The organism is Paracoccus liaowanqingii, from assembly GCF_004683865.2.
GTDB classification, from domain to species: domain Bacteria; phylum Pseudomonadota; class Alphaproteobacteria; order Rhodobacterales; family Rhodobacteraceae; genus Paracoccus; species Paracoccus liaowanqingii.
In genome coordinates, this window is record NZ_CP038439.1 from 495,385 (window position 1) to 513,304 (window position 17,920).

17 protein-coding genes, 1 tRNA gene and 1 pseudogene are annotated in these 17,920 nt (G+C 69.4%); 14 read left to right on the forward strand and 5 right to left on the reverse strand.

Annotated elements, in window-relative coordinates:
• Nucleotides 1-49: 49 nt before the first annotated feature.
• The 3 genes from E4191_RS02355 to dinB are packed head-to-tail and all read left to right on the forward strand — an operon-like array spanning nucleotide 50 to nucleotide 3,743.
• Nucleotides 50-1,948 (forward strand): ABC transporter ATP-binding protein, encoded by a 1,899-nt coding sequence (locus E4191_RS02355; RefSeq protein ID WP_407947038.1) that lies wholly within the window; start codon nucleotides 50-52, stop codon nucleotides 1,946-1,948.
• The gene (ygfZ, locus tag E4191_RS02360; RefSeq protein WP_135311987.1) at nucleotides 1,945-2,664 is read left to right on the forward strand and encodes a CAF17-like 4Fe-4S cluster assembly/insertion protein YgfZ; all 720 of its coding nucleotides are present in this window, start codon (nucleotides 1,945-1,947) and stop codon (nucleotides 2,662-2,664) included. The genes E4191_RS02355 and ygfZ overlap by 4 nt, the downstream gene beginning before the upstream one ends.
• Nucleotides 2,661-3,743: a DNA polymerase IV gene (gene dinB, locus E4191_RS02365; RefSeq protein WP_135311988.1), complete on the forward strand. Its 1,083-nt coding sequence runs from the start codon at nucleotides 2,661-2,663 to the stop codon at nucleotides 3,741-3,743. Before ygfZ ends, dinB begins: the two co-directional genes overlap by 4 nt.
• Here the strand turns inward: dinB and E4191_RS02370 are convergent.
• Nucleotides 3,740-4,105, reverse strand: coding sequence for a DoxX family protein (locus E4191_RS02370; protein WP_135311989.1), 366 nt, complete (start codon nucleotides 4,103-4,105; stop codon nucleotides 3,740-3,742). The two genes, dinB and E4191_RS02370, sit on opposite strands and share 4 nt — an antisense overlap.
• A gap of 71 nt (nucleotides 4,106-4,176) precedes the next feature.
• Between E4191_RS02370 and pdxY the strand changes: the two genes are divergently transcribed.
• The gene (pdxY, locus tag E4191_RS02375) at nucleotides 4,177-5,028 is read left to right on the forward strand and encodes a pyridoxal kinase PdxY (RefSeq protein ID WP_135311990.1); all 852 of its coding nucleotides are present in this window, start codon (nucleotides 4,177-4,179) and stop codon (nucleotides 5,026-5,028) included.
• 60 nt (nucleotides 5,029-5,088) lie between these two features.
• Here the strand turns inward: pdxY and efp are convergent, their stop codons facing one another.
• Nucleotides 5,089-5,652 (reverse strand): elongation factor P, encoded by a 564-nt coding sequence (gene efp, locus E4191_RS02380; RefSeq protein ID WP_135311991.1) that lies wholly within the window; start codon nucleotides 5,650-5,652, stop codon nucleotides 5,089-5,091.
• Nucleotides 5,653-6,014: 362 nt separating this feature from the next.
• Between efp and E4191_RS02385 the strand changes: the two genes are divergently transcribed.
• Nucleotides 6,015-6,335 carry a DUF6280 family protein gene (locus E4191_RS02385; protein WP_090735129.1) on the forward strand — a complete coding sequence of 107 codons (321 nt, stop codon included), beginning with the start codon at nucleotides 6,015-6,017 and terminating at the stop codon, nucleotides 6,333-6,335.
• A gap of 55 nt (nucleotides 6,336-6,390) precedes the next feature.
• On the opposite strand, the gene E4191_RS02390 is transcribed toward E4191_RS02385, so the two are convergent.
• Nucleotides 6,391-7,344, reverse strand: coding sequence for a 1-phosphofructokinase family hexose kinase (locus tag E4191_RS02390; protein WP_135311992.1), 954 nt, complete (start codon nucleotides 7,342-7,344; stop codon nucleotides 6,391-6,393).
• Nucleotide 7,345: 1 nt separating this feature from the next.
• Nucleotides 7,346-7,753, reverse strand: coding sequence for a metallopeptidase family protein (locus tag E4191_RS02395; RefSeq protein ID WP_135311993.1), 408 nt, complete (start codon nucleotides 7,751-7,753; stop codon nucleotides 7,346-7,348).
• 81 nt (nucleotides 7,754-7,834) lie between these two features.
• Between E4191_RS02395 and gltX the strand changes: the two genes are divergently transcribed.
• Together gltX and E4191_RS02405 are read left to right on the forward strand one after the other, a co-directional pair.
• Nucleotides 7,835-9,157, forward strand: a complete 1,323-nt coding sequence (gene gltX, locus E4191_RS02400) for a glutamate--tRNA ligase (protein WP_135311994.1) — start codon at nucleotides 7,835-7,837, stop codon at nucleotides 9,155-9,157.
• 170 nt (nucleotides 9,158-9,327) lie between these two features.
• Nucleotides 9,328-9,404: transfer RNA gene (locus tag E4191_RS02405), tRNA-Met, on the forward strand.
• Nucleotides 9,405-9,762: 358 nt separating this feature from the next.
• On the opposite strand, the gene E4191_RS02410 is transcribed toward E4191_RS02405, so the two are convergent.
• On the reverse strand, nucleotides 9,763-10,746 hold the full coding sequence (locus E4191_RS02410) for a cytochrome-c peroxidase (RefSeq protein ID WP_135311995.1): 984 nt from the start codon (nucleotides 10,744-10,746) through the stop codon (nucleotides 9,763-9,765).
• A 256-nt stretch (nucleotides 10,747-11,002) separates the two neighbouring features.
• Between E4191_RS02410 and ltnD the strand changes: the two genes are divergently transcribed.
• The 7 genes and pseudogenes from ltnD to E4191_RS02445 all read left to right on the forward strand — a co-directional run bounded on the left by ltnD (nucleotide 11,003) and on the right by E4191_RS02445 (nucleotide 17,802).
• Nucleotides 11,003-11,914, forward strand: a complete 912-nt coding sequence (gene ltnD, locus E4191_RS02415) for an L-threonate dehydrogenase (RefSeq protein WP_135311996.1) — start codon at nucleotides 11,003-11,005, stop codon at nucleotides 11,912-11,914.
• A complete protein-coding gene (gene otnK / locus E4191_RS02420; RefSeq protein WP_135311997.1) occupies nucleotides 11,911-13,167 on the forward strand; it encodes a 3-oxo-tetronate kinase in 1,257 nt (418 codons plus the stop codon). Before ltnD ends, otnK begins: the two co-directional genes overlap by 4 nt.
• Nucleotides 13,164-13,790 (forward strand): 3-oxo-tetronate 4-phosphate decarboxylase, encoded by a 627-nt coding sequence (gene otnC, locus E4191_RS02425; protein ID WP_135311998.1) that lies wholly within the window; start codon nucleotides 13,164-13,166, stop codon nucleotides 13,788-13,790. Before otnK ends, otnC begins: the two co-directional genes overlap by 4 nt.
• Nucleotides 13,791-13,818: 28 nt before the next feature.
• Nucleotides 13,819-14,493 (forward strand): annotated as a pseudogene (locus E4191_RS02430) (hydroxypyruvate isomerase family protein); the annotation flags it as partial.
• Between the two features lie 82 nt (nucleotides 14,494-14,575).
• The gene (locus tag E4191_RS02435) at nucleotides 14,576-15,388 is read left to right on the forward strand and encodes a DeoR/GlpR family DNA-binding transcription regulator (protein ID WP_135311999.1); all 813 of its coding nucleotides are present in this window, start codon (nucleotides 14,576-14,578) and stop codon (nucleotides 15,386-15,388) included.
• Nucleotides 15,385-16,323, forward strand: coding sequence for a D-erythronate dehydrogenase (gene denD / locus E4191_RS02440; RefSeq protein ID WP_135312000.1), 939 nt, complete (start codon nucleotides 15,385-15,387; stop codon nucleotides 16,321-16,323). Before E4191_RS02435 ends, denD begins: the two co-directional genes overlap by 4 nt.
• A gap of 81 nt (nucleotides 16,324-16,404) precedes the next feature.
• Nucleotides 16,405-17,802 carry a GntP family permease gene (locus E4191_RS02445; protein ID WP_228461485.1) on the forward strand — a complete coding sequence of 466 codons (1,398 nt, stop codon included), beginning with the start codon at nucleotides 16,405-16,407 and terminating at the stop codon, nucleotides 17,800-17,802.
• The last annotated feature ends 118 nt before the right edge of the window (nucleotides 17,803-17,920 follow it).

Below are 17,920 nucleotides of genomic sequence, written 5' to 3' on the forward strand. Positions count from 1 at the left end.
GCGCCCCGTCAACGGGGGGCGGTCTTGTGGGCCCCAAGCGGAAGGGGGTATGGCTGGACCCCAGCCCCAAGGCCCGCGCGCCCTGCCCGATGCCGGGGCAGGTGCCGGTGCCCGACCCACCGACCAGGAGGCCGCACGACCCGTGGACCCGCGCCAAGACAGCCCCGACCGCCTGATCGCCCAGGCCACGCGCCCCGGCCTCGGCGCCCCGCCCGATCTCGATCAGGTGCGGGGCCTGCTGGCGCGGCTGTGGCAGGACTATCTGCGCCCCCACAAGGCCAAGATGGCGCTGGCCTTCGCGCTGATGACGATCGAGGGATCGACCTTGGCGCTGATCAGCTGGATGCTGAAGCCGCTGTTCGATCTGGTCTTTTCCGGCGCGCAGCCCGGCGCGATCTGGTGGGTGGGTGCCGCGATCATGGGCATCTTCGTGATGCGGGCGGTGACGCTGATCGCCAGCCGGGCGCTTCTGACGCGGATCTCGCTGTCGGTGTCCACGCTGATGCAGACGCAGCTTCTGTGCCACATCCTGACGCTGGACAGCCGCTTCTTCCGCGAGAACTCGCCGGGCGCGATGATCGAGCGGGTGCAGGGCGACACCATCGCCGTGCAGGGTGTCTGGGCGGCGCTGATCACCGGGGCCACGCGCGACGTCATCGCGCTGGTGATGCTGTTCGGGGTGGCGCTGACCATCGATCCGGTCTGGACGCTTGGCGCGCTGATCGGCGCGCCGATCCTGATCATGCCGGCGGCGCTGGTGCAGCGCTATATCCGCCGCAAGGTGCGCCAGAACCGCGTCAATGCAAGCCTGCGCGCCACCCGGCTGGACGAGGTGCTGCACGGCATCGCCTCGATCCGGCTCAACCGGGCCGAGGCGGATCAGGTGGCCCGCTATGCCCGCATCGTAAGCCGCATCCGCGAGGCCGAGACCAAGGTCGCCGCCACCTCCAGCGTGATCCCGGCACTGACCGACATCGTCACCGGGGTGGGCTTCGTGGCGGTGCTGGCCTTGGGCGGCAACCAGGTGATGGAGGGCAACCGCAGCGTCGGCGATTTCATGGCCTTCTTCACCGCCCTGGCGCTGGCCTTCCAGCCGATGCGCCGGCTTGGGGGGCTGGCCGGCACCTGGCAGACGGCGGCGGCCAGCCTGGAGCGGATCTATCAGGTCTTCGACACCCGGCCCACGGTCCTGTCGGGCCCGCGCAGCACGCCCCCCGAGACGACCGAGATCCGGCTGGACGACGTCTGGCTGTCCTATGACGGCCAGCCGGTGCTGAACGGGCTGAGCTTCACCGCCCATGCCGGGCAGACGACGGCGCTGGTCGGCCCCTCGGGGGCGGGCAAGTCCACGGTCTTCAACCTGCTGACGCGGATGGTCGACCCGGACCGGGGACAGGTCACCCTGGGCGGCGCGCCGGTCGCCGCCTTCGATCTGGGCGTGCTGCGCGACCAGTTCTCCACCGTGGCGCAGGAATCGGCGCTGTTCGACGAAAGCCTGCGCGACAATGTCATGATGGGCCGCCCCGATGCCTCGGACGCGGACCTGCAGGCGGCGTTGACGGCGGCCAATGTCGCCACCTTCCTCGACGACCAGCGCACGCTGGACAGCCCCGTGGGGCCGCGCGGATCGTCGCTGTCGGGCGGCCAGCGCCAGCGCGTGGCCATCGCCCGCGCCCTGCTGCGCGACGCGCCGATCCTGCTCTTGGACGAGGCGACCAGCGCGCTGGACACGGCCAGCGAGCGGCTGGTGCAGGACGCGCTGGACCATCTGTCGGCGGGCCGCACCACGCTGGTCATCGCGCATCGCCTGTCCACCATCCGCAGTGCCGACAAGATCGTCGTGCTGGAGGCGGGCAGGGTTGTCGAAGAGGGCAGCCATGACCAGTTGATGACCCAAGGCGGCACCTATGCCCGCCTTGTCGCGCTGCAATTCGGAGGCCATGAATGACCCGCCAGATCATCCGCCTGACCGGCGAGGACCGTGTCGAGTTCCTGCAGGGGCTGGTCACCAACGACGTCACCCGCGCGCCCTGCTGGGCGGCGATCCTGACCCCGCAGGGCAAGTACCTGGCCGATTTCCTGATCATTCCCGACGGGGATGCGCTGCTGATCGACGTGGCGGCCGCGCTGGCCCCCGACCTGCTGCGGCGGCTGACCATGTACCGGCTGCGGTCCAAGGTGACGCTGGAGCCGGTGGACATGCCGGTCGCCCGCGGCACCGGCCCGGCGCCCGAGGGCGCCATCGCCGATCCGCGCCACCCCGCGCTCGGCTGGCGGCTTTATGGCGCCCAAGGGGACGACGGCAGCGATTGGGACGCGATCCGCGTGGCGCATTGCATCCCCGAGACCGGGATCGAGCTGATCCCCAACGAGACCTTCATCCTGGAGGCAGGCTTCGAGCGCCTGCACGGCGTCGATTTCCGCAAGGGCTGCTATGTGGGGCAGGAGGTCACCGCGCGGATGAAGCACAAGACCGAATTGCGCAAGGGCATCACCGTCCTGGGCATCGAGGGCGCGGCCCCGACAGGCACCCCCATCACGGCGGATGGAAAGGAGGTCGGCACGCTTGGCACCCAGTCCGGCGGGCGGGCCATCGCCCATGTCCGCCACGACCGCCTGGCCCCGCGGATGCAGGCGGGCGAGGCGCGGCTGACGCCTGCATGAGCGACCCCGCGCCGCCGCCCCTGCGCAAGATCATCCATATCGACATGGATGCCTTCTTCGCCTCGGTCGAGCAGCGCGACTTTCCCGAACTGCGCGGCAAGCCGGTGGCGGTGGGCGGATCGGCGGCGCGCGGCGTGGTGGCGGCGGCCAGCTACGAGGCGCGGGTCTTCGGCGTGCGCTCGGCCATGCCCTCGGTCACGGCGGCGCGGCTCTGCCCGGGGCTGATCTTCGTGCGGCACCGCTTCGACGTCTACAAGGAGGTCAGCCAGCAGATCCGGGCGATCTTTCACGACTACACCCCGCTGGTCGAGCCGCTGTCGCTGGACGAGGCCTATCTGGACGTGACCGACCATCTGGAGGGGCGCACCGCCACGCAGATCGCCCGCGACATCCGCGCCCGCATCCGCGAGGTCACCGGGCTGACCGCCAGCGCGGGCGTCAGCTACAACAAGTTCCTGGCGAAGCTGGCATCCGATCAGAACAAGCCCGACGGGCTCTGCGTGATCACGCCCGACCGGGGGCCGGATTTCGTGCTGTCCCTGCCGGTGGGCAAGTTCCACGGCATCGGACCGGCGACGGCGGCCAAGATGCAGGCGATGGGCATCGCCACCGGAGCCGATCTGCATGCGCAGGATCTGGATTTCCTCATGCGCCGCTTCGGCAAGTCGGGGCGGTATTACTGGAACATCTCGCGCGGGATCGACTATCGCCGCGTCAGCCCCGACCGCATCCGCAAGTCGGTGGGGGCCGAGAACACCTATTCCGCCGACCTGATGACGCTGGACGAGGCCTTCGAGGCGCTGGCCCCCCTGGCCGCCAAGGTCTGGGGCGCGGTGGCGCGGCACGAGTTGCGCGGGCGGACGGTGACGCTGAAGGTCAAGTTCTCGGACTTCCGGCAGATCACTCGGGCGCGCAGCCTGGGCCATGCGGTGGCGTCGGAACCCGAGCTGCTGGCCATCGCCCGCGACCTGGCCACCGGCGTGCTGCCCGATCCGCGCGGCGCCCGGCTACTGGGCATCACGCTGTCGGGTTTTGATCACGACGACCCCGACCCCGCGCAGCTGAGCCTCTTCGACTAGCGCCAGATCCGCAGGCGGCCCGGCCCCTGGGCGGCCAGGATCAGCAGCCCGCCCGCGATGGCCCAGTTCTTGACGACGATGGTGACCTGCCAGGGATCGGCGCGCAGCTGCCAGTGAAACCAGCTGGTCGCGATGCAATAGACCGCCAGCACCAGCGCCCAGGTCCGCACGCGCGGCCCGACGATCAGGCAGAGCCCCGCGACCAGGTTGAAGGCGGCGACCGCCCAGACCATCTGCCCGGGCAGGCCAAGGCTTTCGATCATCCGCGTGACCTGTCCCGGATCGCCCGCCTTCTGCACAGCTCCGCCCAGAAACAGCAGCGCGATCAGCACCCGCCCCGTCAGGTTCATCAGATCGGTCATCGCGCCCCCATGTTGCAATTCCGCCGCCCGCGCCTATCAAAGGCCGGGCAGAACAGCCAGCAGGTCCGATCATGAATATCCTGTCGATCCAGTCGCATGTGGCCTTTGGCCATGCCGGGAACGCCGCCGCCGTCTTTCCGATGCAGAGGCTGGGGGTCGAGGTCTGGCCCGTCCACACCGTGCAGTTCTCCAATCACACCGGTTATGGCGCGTGGAAGGGCCGGGTCTTCGACGGCCCCGCCATCGAGGAGATCGTCGAGGGCATCGCCGACCGGGGCGTGCTGGGCACCTGCGCGGGGGTGCTGTCGGGCTATATGGGATCCTCGGACATCGGCAATGCGGTGCTGGGGGCGGCGCATCGGGTGCGCATCGCCAACCCGAAGGCGCTGTGGTGCTGCGATCCGGTGATCGGCGATGTGGGGCGGGGCATCTTCGTGCGCCCGGGCATCCCGGAATTCCTGCGCGACGTGGCCGTGCCGCAGGCCGACATCGTCACGCCCAACCATTTCGAGCTGGAATTCCTGACCGGCGCCCCGGCCCGCAGCGCCGCCGACCTGCGCCGCGCGCTTGCCGCGCTGCATGCCATGGGGCCGCGCATCGTGCTGGCGACCTCGGTCCTGGCCGAGGACACGCCCGCCGATGCGCTGGACATGATCGCCAGCACGCCCGAGGGCGCATGGCGCGTCCGCATCCCCCGGCTGGAGCTGAACGCCAACGGCACCGGCGACATGGTAGCGGCGCTGTTCTTCGTCCATGTGCTGCGCGACGGCGACGTGGCCCGTGCCCTGGGGCGGGCGGCGGCTTCGGTCCACGGCGTCCTGCAGGCCACGCTGGACGCGGGCACCCGCGAGATCCGGCTGATCGCCGCGCAGGACGAGTTCGTCCATCCCAGTCACGACTTCGCCGTCGAGGCGCTGGCCTGACGCTCAACGCAAAACGCCCGGACCATCGGGTCCGGGCGTCCGTTCGCGATCGTGCCTGAATTAGGCGCGTTCGCTGTACTCGAAGGCCTCGGTGTTGACGACGATCGCCTCGCCCTCGCCCACGAAGGGCGGGATCATGATGCGCACGCCGTTGTCGAGGATCGCGGGCTTGTAGCTGTTGGCCGCCGTCTGGCCCTTCACGACTGGCTCGGTCTCGGCGACCGTGCAGGTGACCTTCTGCGGGATCGACACCGACAGCGCCTCCTCGCCGTAATATTCGATGGTGGCGGTCATGCCGTCCTGCAGGAAGGGGCGGCGGTCGCCCAGCAGGTCGGCGTCCAGCTCGGTCTGCTCGAAGGTCTCGCTGTCCATGAAGACCAGCTTGCCGTCGGTCTCGTACAGGAACTGCTGGTCCTTCTGGTCCAGACGGACGCGTTCGACCTTGTCCTCGGAGCGGAAGCGCTCGTTCAGCTTGCGGCCGTCGCGCAGGTTCTTCAGTTCGACCTGGGCGAAGGCGCCGCCCTTGCCGGGTTTGACATGGCTGACCTTGACCGCGCCCCAGAGGCCGCCGTCATGTTCCAGAATGTTGCCGGGGCGGATTTCGTTGCCGTTGATCTTGGGCATGGGTGTGGGTCTCGTGCGTTTGCGGGAATTTCGGGCCGCCCGGGGTTTGAACGGCCAGTCACCGCCCCTATATCGAGCCGTGAAGCATCAGGCAACCAGATCGGTTCTGCCGCGTTGTCAAGACGCCACGCAGGACAAAGGGGCGCTGACGTGACGGAAGACGGGCAATTTTTCCCGCATTTCAGTCGACATGCGCTAGGAACATGGCAGACATGCGGCGCAAGGGATACCGAATCGCCGCCCCGAAAGGCTAAGGCAGGCGACACCGTCGCAGAAACGGATTTCAAGAAACAGGGAAAGCGTCAAGCTTTCCCGCAAGGTCCTGTCGTCTGACGGGACCGCAAGAGAATGGACGAAACAAGATGCGCGATTTTGTTGACGGCTCGGCCTTCAATTTCGAACAAGGCCAGCGCGCCCGCAAGCTGTTTGCGGCCGTGGTGCTGGCGGCTTTGGATGATGCCATTGCGGACGACAAGAAATACGGCAACGGCCCCGAGCAGATCGCCCGGTGGGCGCGGTCGCGCGACGGGCGCGAAGTGTTGTCCTGTGCCGGGATCGACCCCAACGAGCGCGTCGTGAAGGGACTGATGGAATTCGTGTCCAAGGGCGTGCGGACCTCTGTCGCGCTGTCGCGCGAGGAAAGCGAACGCCGCATGGCCGCCGAGGAAGCCGAAGCCGCCTGACCCCTCTGCGCATCGACCTGTCAAGGCCGTCCCTCGGGGCGGCCTCTTTCGTTGGTCACAACCTGGTGATGACGCGCTGCGAATAGAAGTGGCGGACATCGCTGGCATGGCAGAGTTCGGTCGCCGGGGTCATCACCGCGGCCGAAGCGGCCGCGGTGCCCAAGGCCAGCGCCTCCTGCACGGGCCAGTCGCGGGCCATGGCCAGCACGAAGCCCGCAACGAAGCTGTCACCCGCGCCGACGGCGCTGACGACGCTGACAGGGGCGGTGGCTGCGTGCCATGCCCCGTCCGGCCCCGCAATCACCGATCCGTCCGCGCCCCGTGCCACGATCACCGCCCGCGCCGCCCCGTCGCGCACCAGGCTGGCGGCAAAGCCCGCGCTGTCGCTGCGCAGGGGCAGGGGGCGGCCAGCCAATCCCTCGGCCTCGTGGCTGTCCATGCGCAGCACGTCGACCGGGATCGAGGATCCCGCCATCGCCCGCAGCGCCTCGCCCGAGGTGTCGACCAGAAGCTTCGCCCGCCCGTCCTTCAGTCGCACGGTCAGCATCTGCTCGAATCCGGGGACCACGCCCGGCGGGTTCGATCCCGACACGACCACCCAGCCCCCGGCCAGCGCGGCCTCGGCGATGGCGGCGATGGCGGTGGCGACCTGGGTCATGTGCCATTCCGGGCCGGGCAGTACGAAGCGGTACTGCCCGCCGGTGGCCCGGTCGGTGACGGCCAGCGACTGGCGCGTCTCGCCCGGGGCGGTCAGGCGCAGCACCTTGAGCCCCGCCGCCTTCAGCATGTCGGCCATGCGCGCGCCGGTGGCGCCGCCAAGCGCGACCATGGCCGTCGACTGCCCGCCCACGATCTGGATGGCGCGGCTGACATTGATGCCGCCGCCGCCCGGATCGATGCGCGGCTTGTCGCAGCGCAGCTTGAGGTCGGGCACGACCGCGTCGGCGGCGGTGGACAGGTCCAGCGCCGGGTTCAGCGTGACGGTCAGGATCGGGGCCTGCCCGCTCACGTCATTCCCACCAGCGGTCGATGGTCGAGATGTCCTCGTCGGACCAGCCGAAATGATGCGCCATCTCGTGGGTGACGATATGGACCACCAGATCCCCAAGCGTCACGTCCTCGCGCGAGGCCCATTCGTCCAGGATCGGGCGGCGGAACAGCCAGATGATGTCGGAGCCGCCGGGCTGGTCGCTGATCGACTTCTCGGTCAGCGGGATCCCGTCGTAGAGGCCCGTCAGCTCGAACGGGTCGTCGATCTGCAGCTCGTCCAGCACGTCGTCGGGGGCGAATTCGGCCACCTGCAGGGCGACCTGCGCGGCGGCCTCTCGGAATTCGGGCGGCAGGCCGTCCAGCGCGCTGCGCGCCATGGCCTCCATCTCGGCCGCGTCGGGGGCCGTGCGCCCGTCCCAGTCACTCATTGCGTGGCACCTTCTGCATTGCCCCCCTGATATGGACAAGAATCGCCACCTGTGAAAGAGAAACCCCAACAGGAGACCCCCATGACCATCACCCGTTTCGCGCCTTCGCCCACCGGCCACATCCATGTCGGCAATCTGCGCACCGCGCTGTTCAACCACCTGATCGCCCGCAAGTCGGGCGGCACCTTCATCCTGCGCCTGGACGACACCGACCAGGAGCGCAGCAAGGAGGAATATGTCGACGGCATCAAGCGCGACCTCGACTGGCTGGGCCTGCACTGGGACCGGGTGGAGCGTCAGTCGCTGCGGCTGGACCGCTACCGCGCCGAGGCCGAGGCCCTGCGCGCCTCGGGGCGGCTCTATGAGGTCTTCGAGACCCCGACCGAGCTGGACCTGAAGCGCAAGAAGCAGCTGAACATGGGCCGTCCGCCGGTCTATGACCGCACCGGGCTGGGCCTGTCTGCGGCCGACAAGGACAGGCTGCGGGCCGAGGGGCGCGAGGGCTATTGGCGGTTCCAGCTGGATCAGAGCCGGATCGAATGGACAGACGGCATCCTGGGCGACATCTCGATCGACGCGGCCTCGGTCAGCGATCCGGTGCTGATCCGCGCGGACGGGCAGGTGCTGTACACCTTCGCCAGCAGCGTGGACGACACCGACATGGACGTGACGGATATCGTGCGCGGCTCGGACCATGTGACGAACACCGCGACGCAGATCCAGATCATCCAGGCCATCGGCGGGACGCCCCCGTCCTTCGCGCATCACAGCCTGCTGACCGGCGCCAAGGGCGAGGAGCTGTCCAAGCGCATCGGCGCGCTGTCGCTGAAGGACCTGCGCGAGGCGGGCGTGGCCCCCGAGGCGCTGCTGGGCCTGATGGCGCGGTTGGGATCGGGCGTGCCCGTGGGGCTGGCCTCGCTGGACGAGCTGGCCGCCGGTTTCGATCTGTCGCAGTTCGGCGCCTCGCCCACCAAGTTCGACGCCGACGACCTGTGGCCCCTGACGCGCGAGCGCAACCAGGCGCTGCCCTTCGCCGCCGTGGCCGACCGCATCGCGGCGCTTGGCGTGCCCGAGGCGCAGGCCGAGCGGTTCTGGCGCGTCGCCTCGCAGAACATCACCCGGCTCGAGGATCTGGAGGCCTGGTGGCAGATCTTCAGCACCGGTGCCGAGCCGCAGATCGACCCCGAGGATGCCGAGTTCGTGGCCCAAGCCATGACCCTGCTGCCGCCGCCGCCCTACAGCGAGGCGTCCTGGGGCGCGTGGACCACCGCCGTCAAGGAGGTCACGGGCCGCAAGGGCAAGGGCCTGTTCATGCCGCTGCGCAAGGCGGTGACGGGGCAGGCGCACGGGCCCGAGATGTCGGACGTGATGCCGCTGCTGCAGGTGGTGAAGGCGCGGGGCTGATCTTTCGGCCTGGGGGTTGTGGGGGCGCTGCCCCGTCGCGCGTGCCGCGCGACTCCCCGGGATATTTGCGCCAAGATGAACGCGGCAGGGTTTCAGGCGCGCGGGCGGGAATTTAAGGACAAAACCGCTTGACGCCCCCGCGCCGGTCGCCTACATCGCCGCGTACTCGTGGCGGAGTAGCTCAGTTGGTTAGAGCAGCGGAATCATAATCCGCGTGTCGGGGGTTCGAGTCCCTCCTCCGCTACCAGTGACCTCGGCGCCTGTCCGGCGCGAGGTTGACGGGATGACGAGATTTCCAGGTTATTGATATCATTCTTGGGTCCTTCCGACGCAGGCGCAGGGCTGTGCGGGTTGGGGGCTGTTTCGTGGCGGGATCCGCGGTTCCTGGGGCATCTGCAGCGTTGCGATCGGCGGGGCCAGGCGGGCGTGACGGGATGCAGCCCGGCGGAGTGCGGTTCGGGCGCTTGCCGGGGCGAACCCGAAACCTTGCACAGCCGTGCCGCGCGGTGGTTCGACGACCCGGCCGGGCCGCTGCCTTGCAGATCATCCCGCCCTGACCGGACGGGGCCGGCGCATCCTGGCCGGCCCCGTCCGGTCCGAGGCGCCTATGGCAGGGCGGGCACCGGGACGACCGGCATCTTGCCGGTCAGCGTGTGCAGGAACGCGACCAGGTGGTCGAGTTCGGGATCGGTGAACGCGTGGCCCAGCATCTGCTCGCCCATCAGGTTCACGGCATCGCGCAGGTCGGTGACGCTTCCGTTGTTGAAATAGGGATAGGTCACGGCGACGTTGCGCAGGGTCGGGGTGCGGAAGGTGAACATGTCCGCCTCGTCCCCCGTCACGACGAAGCGCCCCTCGTCGGTCGAGCCGGGAACCTCGAAGCGGTGGAACAGCCCGTCCGACATCACCGGCCCGCTGTGGCAGGCCACGCAGCCATTGTCGACGAACAGCTTTATCCCCTCCTTGGCCTCGTCCGAGATGGCCTGCGCGTCGCCGCGCAGGAAGCGGTCGAAGGGCGAGTCGGGCGTGTTCAGCGTCCGTTCGAAGGTGGCGATGGCCAGCGCCACGTTCTGGGCGTTGATCGGATCCTCCTCGCCCGGGAAGGCGGCGTCGAAATGGGTCCGATAGACGGTCAGCTCGTTGATGCGGGCGATCGCCTGGTCCAGCGTCATGTTCATCTCGACATCCGCCTGGATCGGGCCGAGCGCCTGTCCCTCCAGATCGGCCTCGCGGCCGTCCCAGAACTGCGAGGTCAGAAAGCCAGAGTTCAGGACCGTGGGCGTGTTGCGCACGCCCACCTGCCCCTCGTGCCCGACGGCGCGGCCGATCCGGTCGGACCACCCGAGGGCGGGGTTGTGGCAGGTGGCGCAGCTGATCACGCCCGAGGCCGAGATGCGCGGCTCGAAGAACAGCATCGCGCCCAGCTCGATCTTTTCGCGGGTCATCGAGTTGCCGGGGGGGATCGGCGGCAGGAACGGCAGCGGCTCGAACATGGAGCGGTACTCCTCCATGTCCTCCGCCACGGCCGCGCCGCCCAGGGCCACGGCCAGAAGCGCCGCGCCGAGGCGGATGGGTCTGTTGGTTGTCATCGGGGTCTGTCCCTCGTCTTGTTGGGTTGTCGCCGTCCCGACCGCGCGCGGCAGAGGCGCGATACCGCAGGCCGCCGGCCCGGCAGCACGAGACTGCGCCCTGCGGGTTAACAAATCCTTGACGCACATCAATCGGGGGCGCGGGCCCGGGGACAGCGCACCGAGGCCCGGCGCGTTTCGGCCGGGGCGGGGTCTGTCATGTTGCTTTATGATATTTTATGTGATCATCTGTTAAAAATTGGTGAGGGAGGTACCGGTGAGCGTCACATCCAGCTATCGTGTCTGCGTCGTGGGATTGGGGTCGATGGGGATGGGTGCGGCCCTGTCCTGCGTGAAGGCGGGGCTGGCGACCAGCGGCATCGACCTTGATCCGGGCCGCCGCGAGGCCTTTGCCGCCCAGGGCGCCGAGGCGGTCGCGGGCGCGGTGTCCGACCTGCCGGGCGATTTCGACGCGGTGATCGTGCTGGTCGTCAATGCCGCGCAGGCGCGCCAGGTGATCCTGGGGCCGGACGGCATCGCCGCGCGGGTCAGGGCGGGCGGGGCGATCATGGTCAGCTGCACCCAATCGGCGGAGGATGCGCGCACGCTTGGCGCCGACCTGCAGGCCCAGGGCATCCTGATGCTGGACGCGCCGGTCTCGGGCGGGGCGGCCAAGGCGGCAGAGGGGGCGATGACGGTCATGGCCTCGGGGCCCGACGCGGCCTTCGACGCGCTGGCCCCGGTGCTTGAGGCGGTGGCGGGCAAGACCTATCGCATCGGGTCCGAGATCGGGCAGGGGGCCACGGTCAAGGTCATCCACCAGCTGCTGGCGGGCGTGCATATCGCCGTGGGCGCCGAGGCGATGGCGCTGGCTGCCCGCGCGGGCATCCCGCTGGACATGATGTACGATGTCGTCACCAATGCCGCCGGCAATTCCTGGATGTTCGAGAACCGCATGAAGCACGTGGTCGACGGCGACTACACGCCCAACTCGGCGGTGGACATCTTCGTCAAGGATCTGGGGCTGGTGACGGAGACGGGCCGGTCGCTCGGCTTTCCGCTGCCCCTGGCCTCGACGGCCTTCGCGATGTTCCAGCAGGCCTCGAACATGGGCCATGGGCGCGAGGATGACAGCGCGGTGATCAAGACCTTCTCGGGGATCGACCTGCCGCAGGGGAAGACGTCATGAAGATCGGCGTCATCGCGGACGATTTCACCGGCGCCACCGACATCGCGGGTTTCCTGGTCGCGGGCGGGCTGGCCACCACGCAGATGATCGGCGTGCCCGGGGCGGATGCGGTCGTCGAGGCCGAGGCGGTGGTCATCTCGCTGAAATCGCGCTCCAACCCGGCCGGGCAGGCGGTGGCCGACAGCCTGGCGGCGCTGGACTGGCTGCGGGCGCGGGGCTGCGTGCAGATCTATCAGAAATACTGCTCGACCTTCGATTCGACGGCTGAGGGCAATATCGGCCCGGTGGCGGACGCGTTGATGGCCGCGCTTGGGACGGACATCACGGTGGTCTGCCCGGCCCTGCCGGTCAACGGACGCTCGGTCTATCTGGGGCATCTGTTCGTGGGCGAGGCGCTGCTGCAGGATTCGGGCATGCGTGACCATCCGATCACGCCGATGCGCGACAGCAGCCTGATCCGGCTGATGGAGGCGCAGGCGCAGGGCCGCTGCGGGCTGGTCGCGGCCTCGTCCGTCGATCAGGGCGTCGAGGCCGTGCGGGCGCGGATCGCGGCGCTGCGGACCGAGGGGGTCCGCTATGTGGTGCTGGACGCGATCTCGGACGCGCATCTGGACGTGCTGGGGCAGGCGGTGCGCGACATGGCGCTGGTCACCGGCGGGTCCGGTCTGGGCCTGGGGATCGCGCGGGCGGTGGCCGACGGGGCCGCGGCGCAGGCACAGGATGCCGGGGCGCCGCTGCCGGGGCCGGGGGTGGTCATCTCGGGATCCTGCTCGCAGATGACCAACCGGCAGGTCGCGGCCTATCGCGCCGTGGCACCCACGCGGGAGGTCGATGTGGCGCACTGCCTGGACGATGCCGATGCCCATGGGGCGGAACTGGCGCGATGGGTGCTGGACCAGCCGCAGGACGGCCCGGCGCCGATGATCACCGCCACCGCCACGCCCGATCAACTGCGCCAGATCCAGGCCCGTCACGGCGCGGCCGCCTCGGAGGCGGTCGAGCGGACCTTCGCCGCCGCCGCCCGCGCGCTGGCGCAGGGGGGCATCACGCGCTTCGTCGTGGCGGGGGGCGAGACCTCGGGATCGGTCACGCAGGCGCTGGAGGTGACGGGCTTTGCCATCGGCCCGCAGATCGCGCCGGGCGTCCCGTGGGTGCGGGCGCTGAACCGGCCTTTGTCGCTGGCGCTGAAATCGGGCAATTTCGGGGCTGAGGGGTTCTTTCTGGACTGCCAGCCGAAGGGGGTGCGCGTATGAGCGCCGCCGACCGCATGGTGCTGCTGTGCAAGTCGCTGTTCGACCGGGGCTATTCGGTGGGCGGGGCGGGCAATGTCTCGGTCCGCGATGCGGCGGGCGGGTTCATCGTCACGCCGACCGGCAGCTGCCTGGGGCGGCTGTCGGCGGATGCGCTGTCGGTGATCGGGGCGGACGGGGCGCCGCTGCCGGGTCCGAAGCCGTCCAAGGAATTCGCCTTTCACCGCGCCTTGTACGATGTGCGCCCCGAGGCGGGGGCCATCGTGCACCTGCACTCGACCTACCTGACCGCGCTGTCCTGCCTCGAGGGGCTGCCGCGCGACAATGCCATCCGGCCCTTCACCCCCTATTACGTCATGCGCATCGGCCACATGCCGGTCATTCCCTATGCCCGCCCCGGATCGCCGCGGATCGGCCAGGACCTGGCGCAGGCCGCGCAGGGCAGCCGCGCGCAGGCCTTCCTGCTGGCCTCGCACGGGGTCGTGGTGCTGGGCCGCGACATCGATGATGCCGTGAACAATGCCGAAGAACTGGAAGAGACCGCCAAGCTGCAGTTCATCCTGCAGGGCCGCGCGTTGCACTACCTGACCGAAGCCGAAATCGCCGACCTGCAAGGGGGATACTGACATGACCCGGATCGCCGCCAACCTGTCGATGCTGTTCACCGACGCGCCCTTTCTGGACCGGTTCGACCGGGCAGGGGCGGCGGGGTTCCAGGCCGTCGAGTTCCTGTTTCCCTATGATTACCCGATCGAGACGGTCAAGGCGGCGCTGGACCGCAACGGCCTGTCCCTGACCCTGATCAACGCCCCCGCCGGGGATTGGGCCGCCGGAGAGCGCGGCTTCGCCGCCCGCCCCGCCAAGCGCGCCGAGTTCGAGGCGAGCGTGGCGAAGGCCGTCGACTATGCCGCGGGCCTGGGTTGCCCGCGCATCCATGTCATGTCTGGGATCGTGGCGGACGAGCCCGATCTGGACGCCTGCGAAGCCGTCTGGTCCGACAACATGCGCCTGGCCGCCGACATGGCCGGGCGGGCGGGGCTGGCCGTCTCGGTCGAGCCTCTGAACACCCGCGACGTGCCGGGCTATTTCCTGGCGCATCAGGACCCCACGCTGGCGCTGATCGCCGCCTTGGATCGCCGCAACGTCCTGCTGCAGTTCGACGTCTATCACACGCAGATCATGGACGGCGACATCATCCGCCGGATCGAGCGTCTGCGTGGCGCCTATGGCCATGTCCAGATCGCCGGCGTCCCCGACCGCCACGAGCCCGACAGCGGCGAGCTGGCCTACCCTCAGATCTTCGCGGCCTTCGACCGGGTGGGCTTCGATGGCTGGCTGGGTTGCGAATACAACCCGCGCGCCGGCACAGAAGAGGGTCTGGGCTGGGCCGCCCCTGGCTTGACGCGCGCCCATGATCCCGGCCGAGCGCCAGCATTTCATCCTGTCCTGCCTGGCCGAGCGCGACGTGGTCAGCATCGCCGAACTGGTGGACCGCCTGAGCGTGTCGCACATGACCGTCCGCCGCGACATCCAGGCGCTGGAGGGGGCCGGGCGCGTCAGCTCGGTCACCGGGGGCGTGCGCCTGTCGCGCAGGCTGGCGCAGGAGCTGCCGCATCTGCAGAAGCGGGCGATCAACACCGACGAGAAGCGCGCCGTCAGCCGCGCCGCCGCCGATCTGGTCGAGGACGGCATGGTGATCTATCTGGACGCGGGCACCACGATGCTGGAGCTGGCGCGGCTGATCGCGGACCGGCGCGGCCTGACGGTGGTGACCAACGATCTGGTCGTCTGCGCCTGGCTGTCGGAGCATTCGGACTGCACGCTCTATCACAGCGGCGGGCTGGTCGAGCGTGCCAACCAGTCCTGCGTGGGCGATGCCGCCTCCGAGGCGCTGGCGCGGTTCAACTATGACATCGCCTTCATCTCGACCTCGTCCTGGACCATCTCGGGGCTCAGTTCGCCGTCCGAGGCCAAGGCGGCCGTCAAGCGGGTCGCGGTGCGGCAGGCGCGGCGGTCGGTCCTGGTCTCGGATTCGACGAAATACGGGGCGGTGGCGGCGGTGAACATCCTGGCGCTGTCGGCGCTGGACAGCATCGTGACCGACGACCGGATCGACGCCGACGTCGCCCGCGCCCTGCGCGAGGCGGGGGCGCAGGTGATCCTGGCCCGGGGTGCCCGAGGAATCGGCGCCCGGGGCCTGAACATCAAGAAAGGACTGCTATGAAGATCGTTGTCACCGGCGGGGCCGGATTTCTGGGCAGCCGCCTGATCGCGGCGCTGCTGGCCGACGGGGCCGCGCGGATCGTGTCGCTGGACCGGGTGGCCTGTCCGCTGGACGACCCCCGCGTCAGCAGCATCATCGGCTCCATCGACGCCGCCGACACGGTGGCGCAGGCCCTGGGCGAGGGGGCCGACGTGGTCTATCACCTGGCCGCCGTCCTGTCGGGCCAGTCCGAGGAGGATTTCGACACCGGCCTGCACATCAACGTCGATGCGACGCGGCTGATCCTGGAACAGTGCCGCCGCCTGCCGCGCCCGCCGCGCTTCGTCTTCACCAGCTCGCTGGCGGTCTTCGGCGGGCAGATGCCCGAGGTCGTGCCCGAGACGATGGCGACCCTGCCGCAATCCTCCTATGGCTGCGGCAAGGCCATCGGCGAGCTGCTGGTCAGCGAATACAGCCGCAAGGGCTTTGTCGACGGGCTGACCGTGCGCCTGCCCACGATCTGCGTGCGCCCCGGCGCGCCCAATTCCGCCGCCTCGTCCTTCGTGTCGGGCATCATCCGCGAACCGGTGGCGGGCCTGCCCTCGGACTGCCCGGTGCCGGTGGACACGCGGCTGTGGATCTCGTCGCCCGGCACGGCCATCGCCAACCTGGTGCGCGCCGCCCGGCTGGACAGCGCCGCCATCGGCCTGCACCGCGTGCTGGACCTGCCCGGCATCACCGTCACGCCCGCGCAGATGCTGGACGCGCTGGAGCGGCTGGCAGGCGCCCCGGCCCGCGCCCGCGTCACGCTGACCCGCGATGCGCGCGTCGAGGCCATCGTGTGTAGCTGGCCCGGCGCCTTCGACGTGGCGCGCGCGGGCGCCCTGGGCTTTGCCGCCGATGCCGATTTCGATGCCGTCCTGCACCAGTATCTGGATGAGGTCGCCGCCGCCTGACCCGCCATCGGGGGGGCATCACCGTTTTTCTGTCACGAGGGACGCGACCCGCAGACCGGGCGCGCCGAGGAGGAGACTGCCATGGCTGAACCGGGAATGGAGTTCCAGCTGATCGCGGGGTTGGGCTTTGCCATCTTCCTGCTGATCTTTCTGGTCGTGAAGACCAAGGTCCACGCGATCATCGCGCTGATCATCGCCGCATCGGTCTCGGGGCTGATCGGCGGCATGCTGCCCGCCGAGGTCATCACCTCGATCACCACCGGCTTCGGCCGCACGCTGTCGACCATCGGCCTGGTCATCGGCTTCGGGGTGATGATGGGCCGCATCCTCGAGGTGTCGGGCGCTGCCGAGCAGATGGCCTATTCGCTGATCCGGTGGGTCGGCAAGAAGCGCGAGGACTGGGCGATGGTCCTGACGGGCTACATCGTGTCGATCCCGATCTTCTGCGACAGCGCCTTCGTGATCCTGTCGCCGCTGGTCAAGGCGCTGGCGCGGTCCTCGGGCAAGTCTGTGCTGACCCTGGGCATCGCGCTGGCGGGCGGGCTGATGCTGACCCACCATGCCGTGCCGCCGACCCCCGGCCCCCTGGGCGTGGCGGGCATCTTCGACGTCGACCTGGGCCTGATGATCCTGTGGGGCGTGGTCTTCACGATCCCCGGCATGGCGGTCATCGTCCTCTATGCCCGCGCCATGGGTCCCCGGATCGAGCGGATGATCCAGACCGACACCGGAGAGGACCTGTCCGCCGCCTACCGCCAGTTCGAGGAGGCCGTGGACGACCGCCAGAAGGTCCTGCCGTCCCTGGGCCTGTCGGTGCTGCCGCTGGTCCTGCCGATCGTGCTGATCTTTCTCAACACCATCGCCACGACGCTGGTGCGCGGATCGGACAACCCCGAGCTTGAGACCAGCTTCCTGGTGCAGGCGATGTCCTTCTTCGGCAACCCGGTGATCGCGGTGGCCATCGGCCTTCTGGTGTCGATCTATACCCTGCTGCCGGGCCGTCCCCGCGACGAGGTGCTGGGCTACATGGAGCAGGGCGTGGAAAGCGCGGGCATCATCCTGCTGGTGACCGGCGCGGGCGGGGCCCTGGGCTCGGTCCTGCGCGACAGTGGCGCGGGCGACGTGATCGGGCAGGCGGTGGCCGGTCTGGCCATTCCGGCGGTGCTGATCCCCTTCGTCATCTCGTCGCTGGTGCGGCTGATCCAGGGCTCGGGCACGGTGGCGATGATCACCGGGGCGTCGATCTCGGCCCCGATCCTGGTGGGGATGCCGGACGTGAACATGGTGTTCGCGGCGCAGGCGGCGGCCATCGGGTCGATGGTCTTCGGCTATTTCAACGACAGCTATTTCTGGGTCATCAACCGGATGCTGGGCGTGAAGCAGGCCAAGCACCAGATGCTGCTGTGGTCGGTGCCGACCACGCTGGCCTGGGGATCCTCGCTGGCGATGCTGCTGATCTGCAACGCGCTGTTCGGCTGAAGACGCGGGCGGGCGGGGATCAGGCCCCGCCCGCCGCAATCCCCACGCCCGAGGACCGCCCGCGGAACGAAATCCCGGCGGCGGTGTTGCGTTTTCGGCCTGCGTCCCCTCTGATGCC

Coding starts and splice junctions, on each gene's coding strand:
- E4191_RS02410 (WP_135311995.1), bottom strand. CDS start 10,746: ATGACAACCAACAGACCCATCCGCCTCGGCGCGGCGCTTCTGGCCGTG.
- ygfZ (WP_135311987.1), top strand. CDS start 1,945: ATGACCCGCCAGATCATCCGCCTGACCGGCGAGGACCGTGTCGAGTTC.
- gltX (WP_135311994.1), top strand. CDS start 7,835: ATGACCATCACCCGTTTCGCGCCTTCGCCCACCGGCCACATCCATGTC.
- dinB (WP_135311988.1), top strand. CDS start 2,661: ATGAGCGACCCCGCGCCGCCGCCCCTGCGCAAGATCATCCATATCGAC.
- denD (WP_135312000.1), top strand. CDS start 15,385: ATGAAGATCGTTGTCACCGGCGGGGCCGGATTTCTGGGCAGCCGCCTG.
- E4191_RS02385 (WP_090735129.1), top strand. CDS start 6,015: ATGCGCGATTTTGTTGACGGCTCGGCCTTCAATTTCGAACAAGGCCAG.
- efp (WP_135311991.1), bottom strand. CDS start 5,652: ATGCCCAAGATCAACGGCAACGAAATCCGCCCCGGCAACATTCTGGAA.
- E4191_RS02355 (WP_407947038.1), top strand. CDS start 50: ATGGCTGGACCCCAGCCCCAAGGCCCGCGCGCCCTGCCCGATGCCGGG.
- E4191_RS02445 (WP_228461485.1), top strand. CDS start 16,405: ATGGCTGAACCGGGAATGGAGTTCCAGCTGATCGCGGGGTTGGGCTTT.
- otnK (WP_135311997.1), top strand. CDS start 11,911: ATGAAGATCGGCGTCATCGCGGACGATTTCACCGGCGCCACCGACATC.
- E4191_RS02435 (WP_135311999.1), top strand. CDS start 14,576: ATGATCCCGGCCGAGCGCCAGCATTTCATCCTGTCCTGCCTGGCCGAG.
- E4191_RS02395 (WP_135311993.1), bottom strand. CDS start 7,753: ATGAGTGACTGGGACGGGCGCACGGCCCCCGACGCGGCCGAGATGGAG.
- E4191_RS02370 (WP_135311989.1), bottom strand. CDS start 4,105: ATGACCGATCTGATGAACCTGACGGGGCGGGTGCTGATCGCGCTGCTG.
- otnC (WP_135311998.1), top strand. CDS start 13,164: ATGAGCGCCGCCGACCGCATGGTGCTGCTGTGCAAGTCGCTGTTCGAC.
- pdxY (WP_135311990.1), top strand. CDS start 4,177: ATGAATATCCTGTCGATCCAGTCGCATGTGGCCTTTGGCCATGCCGGG.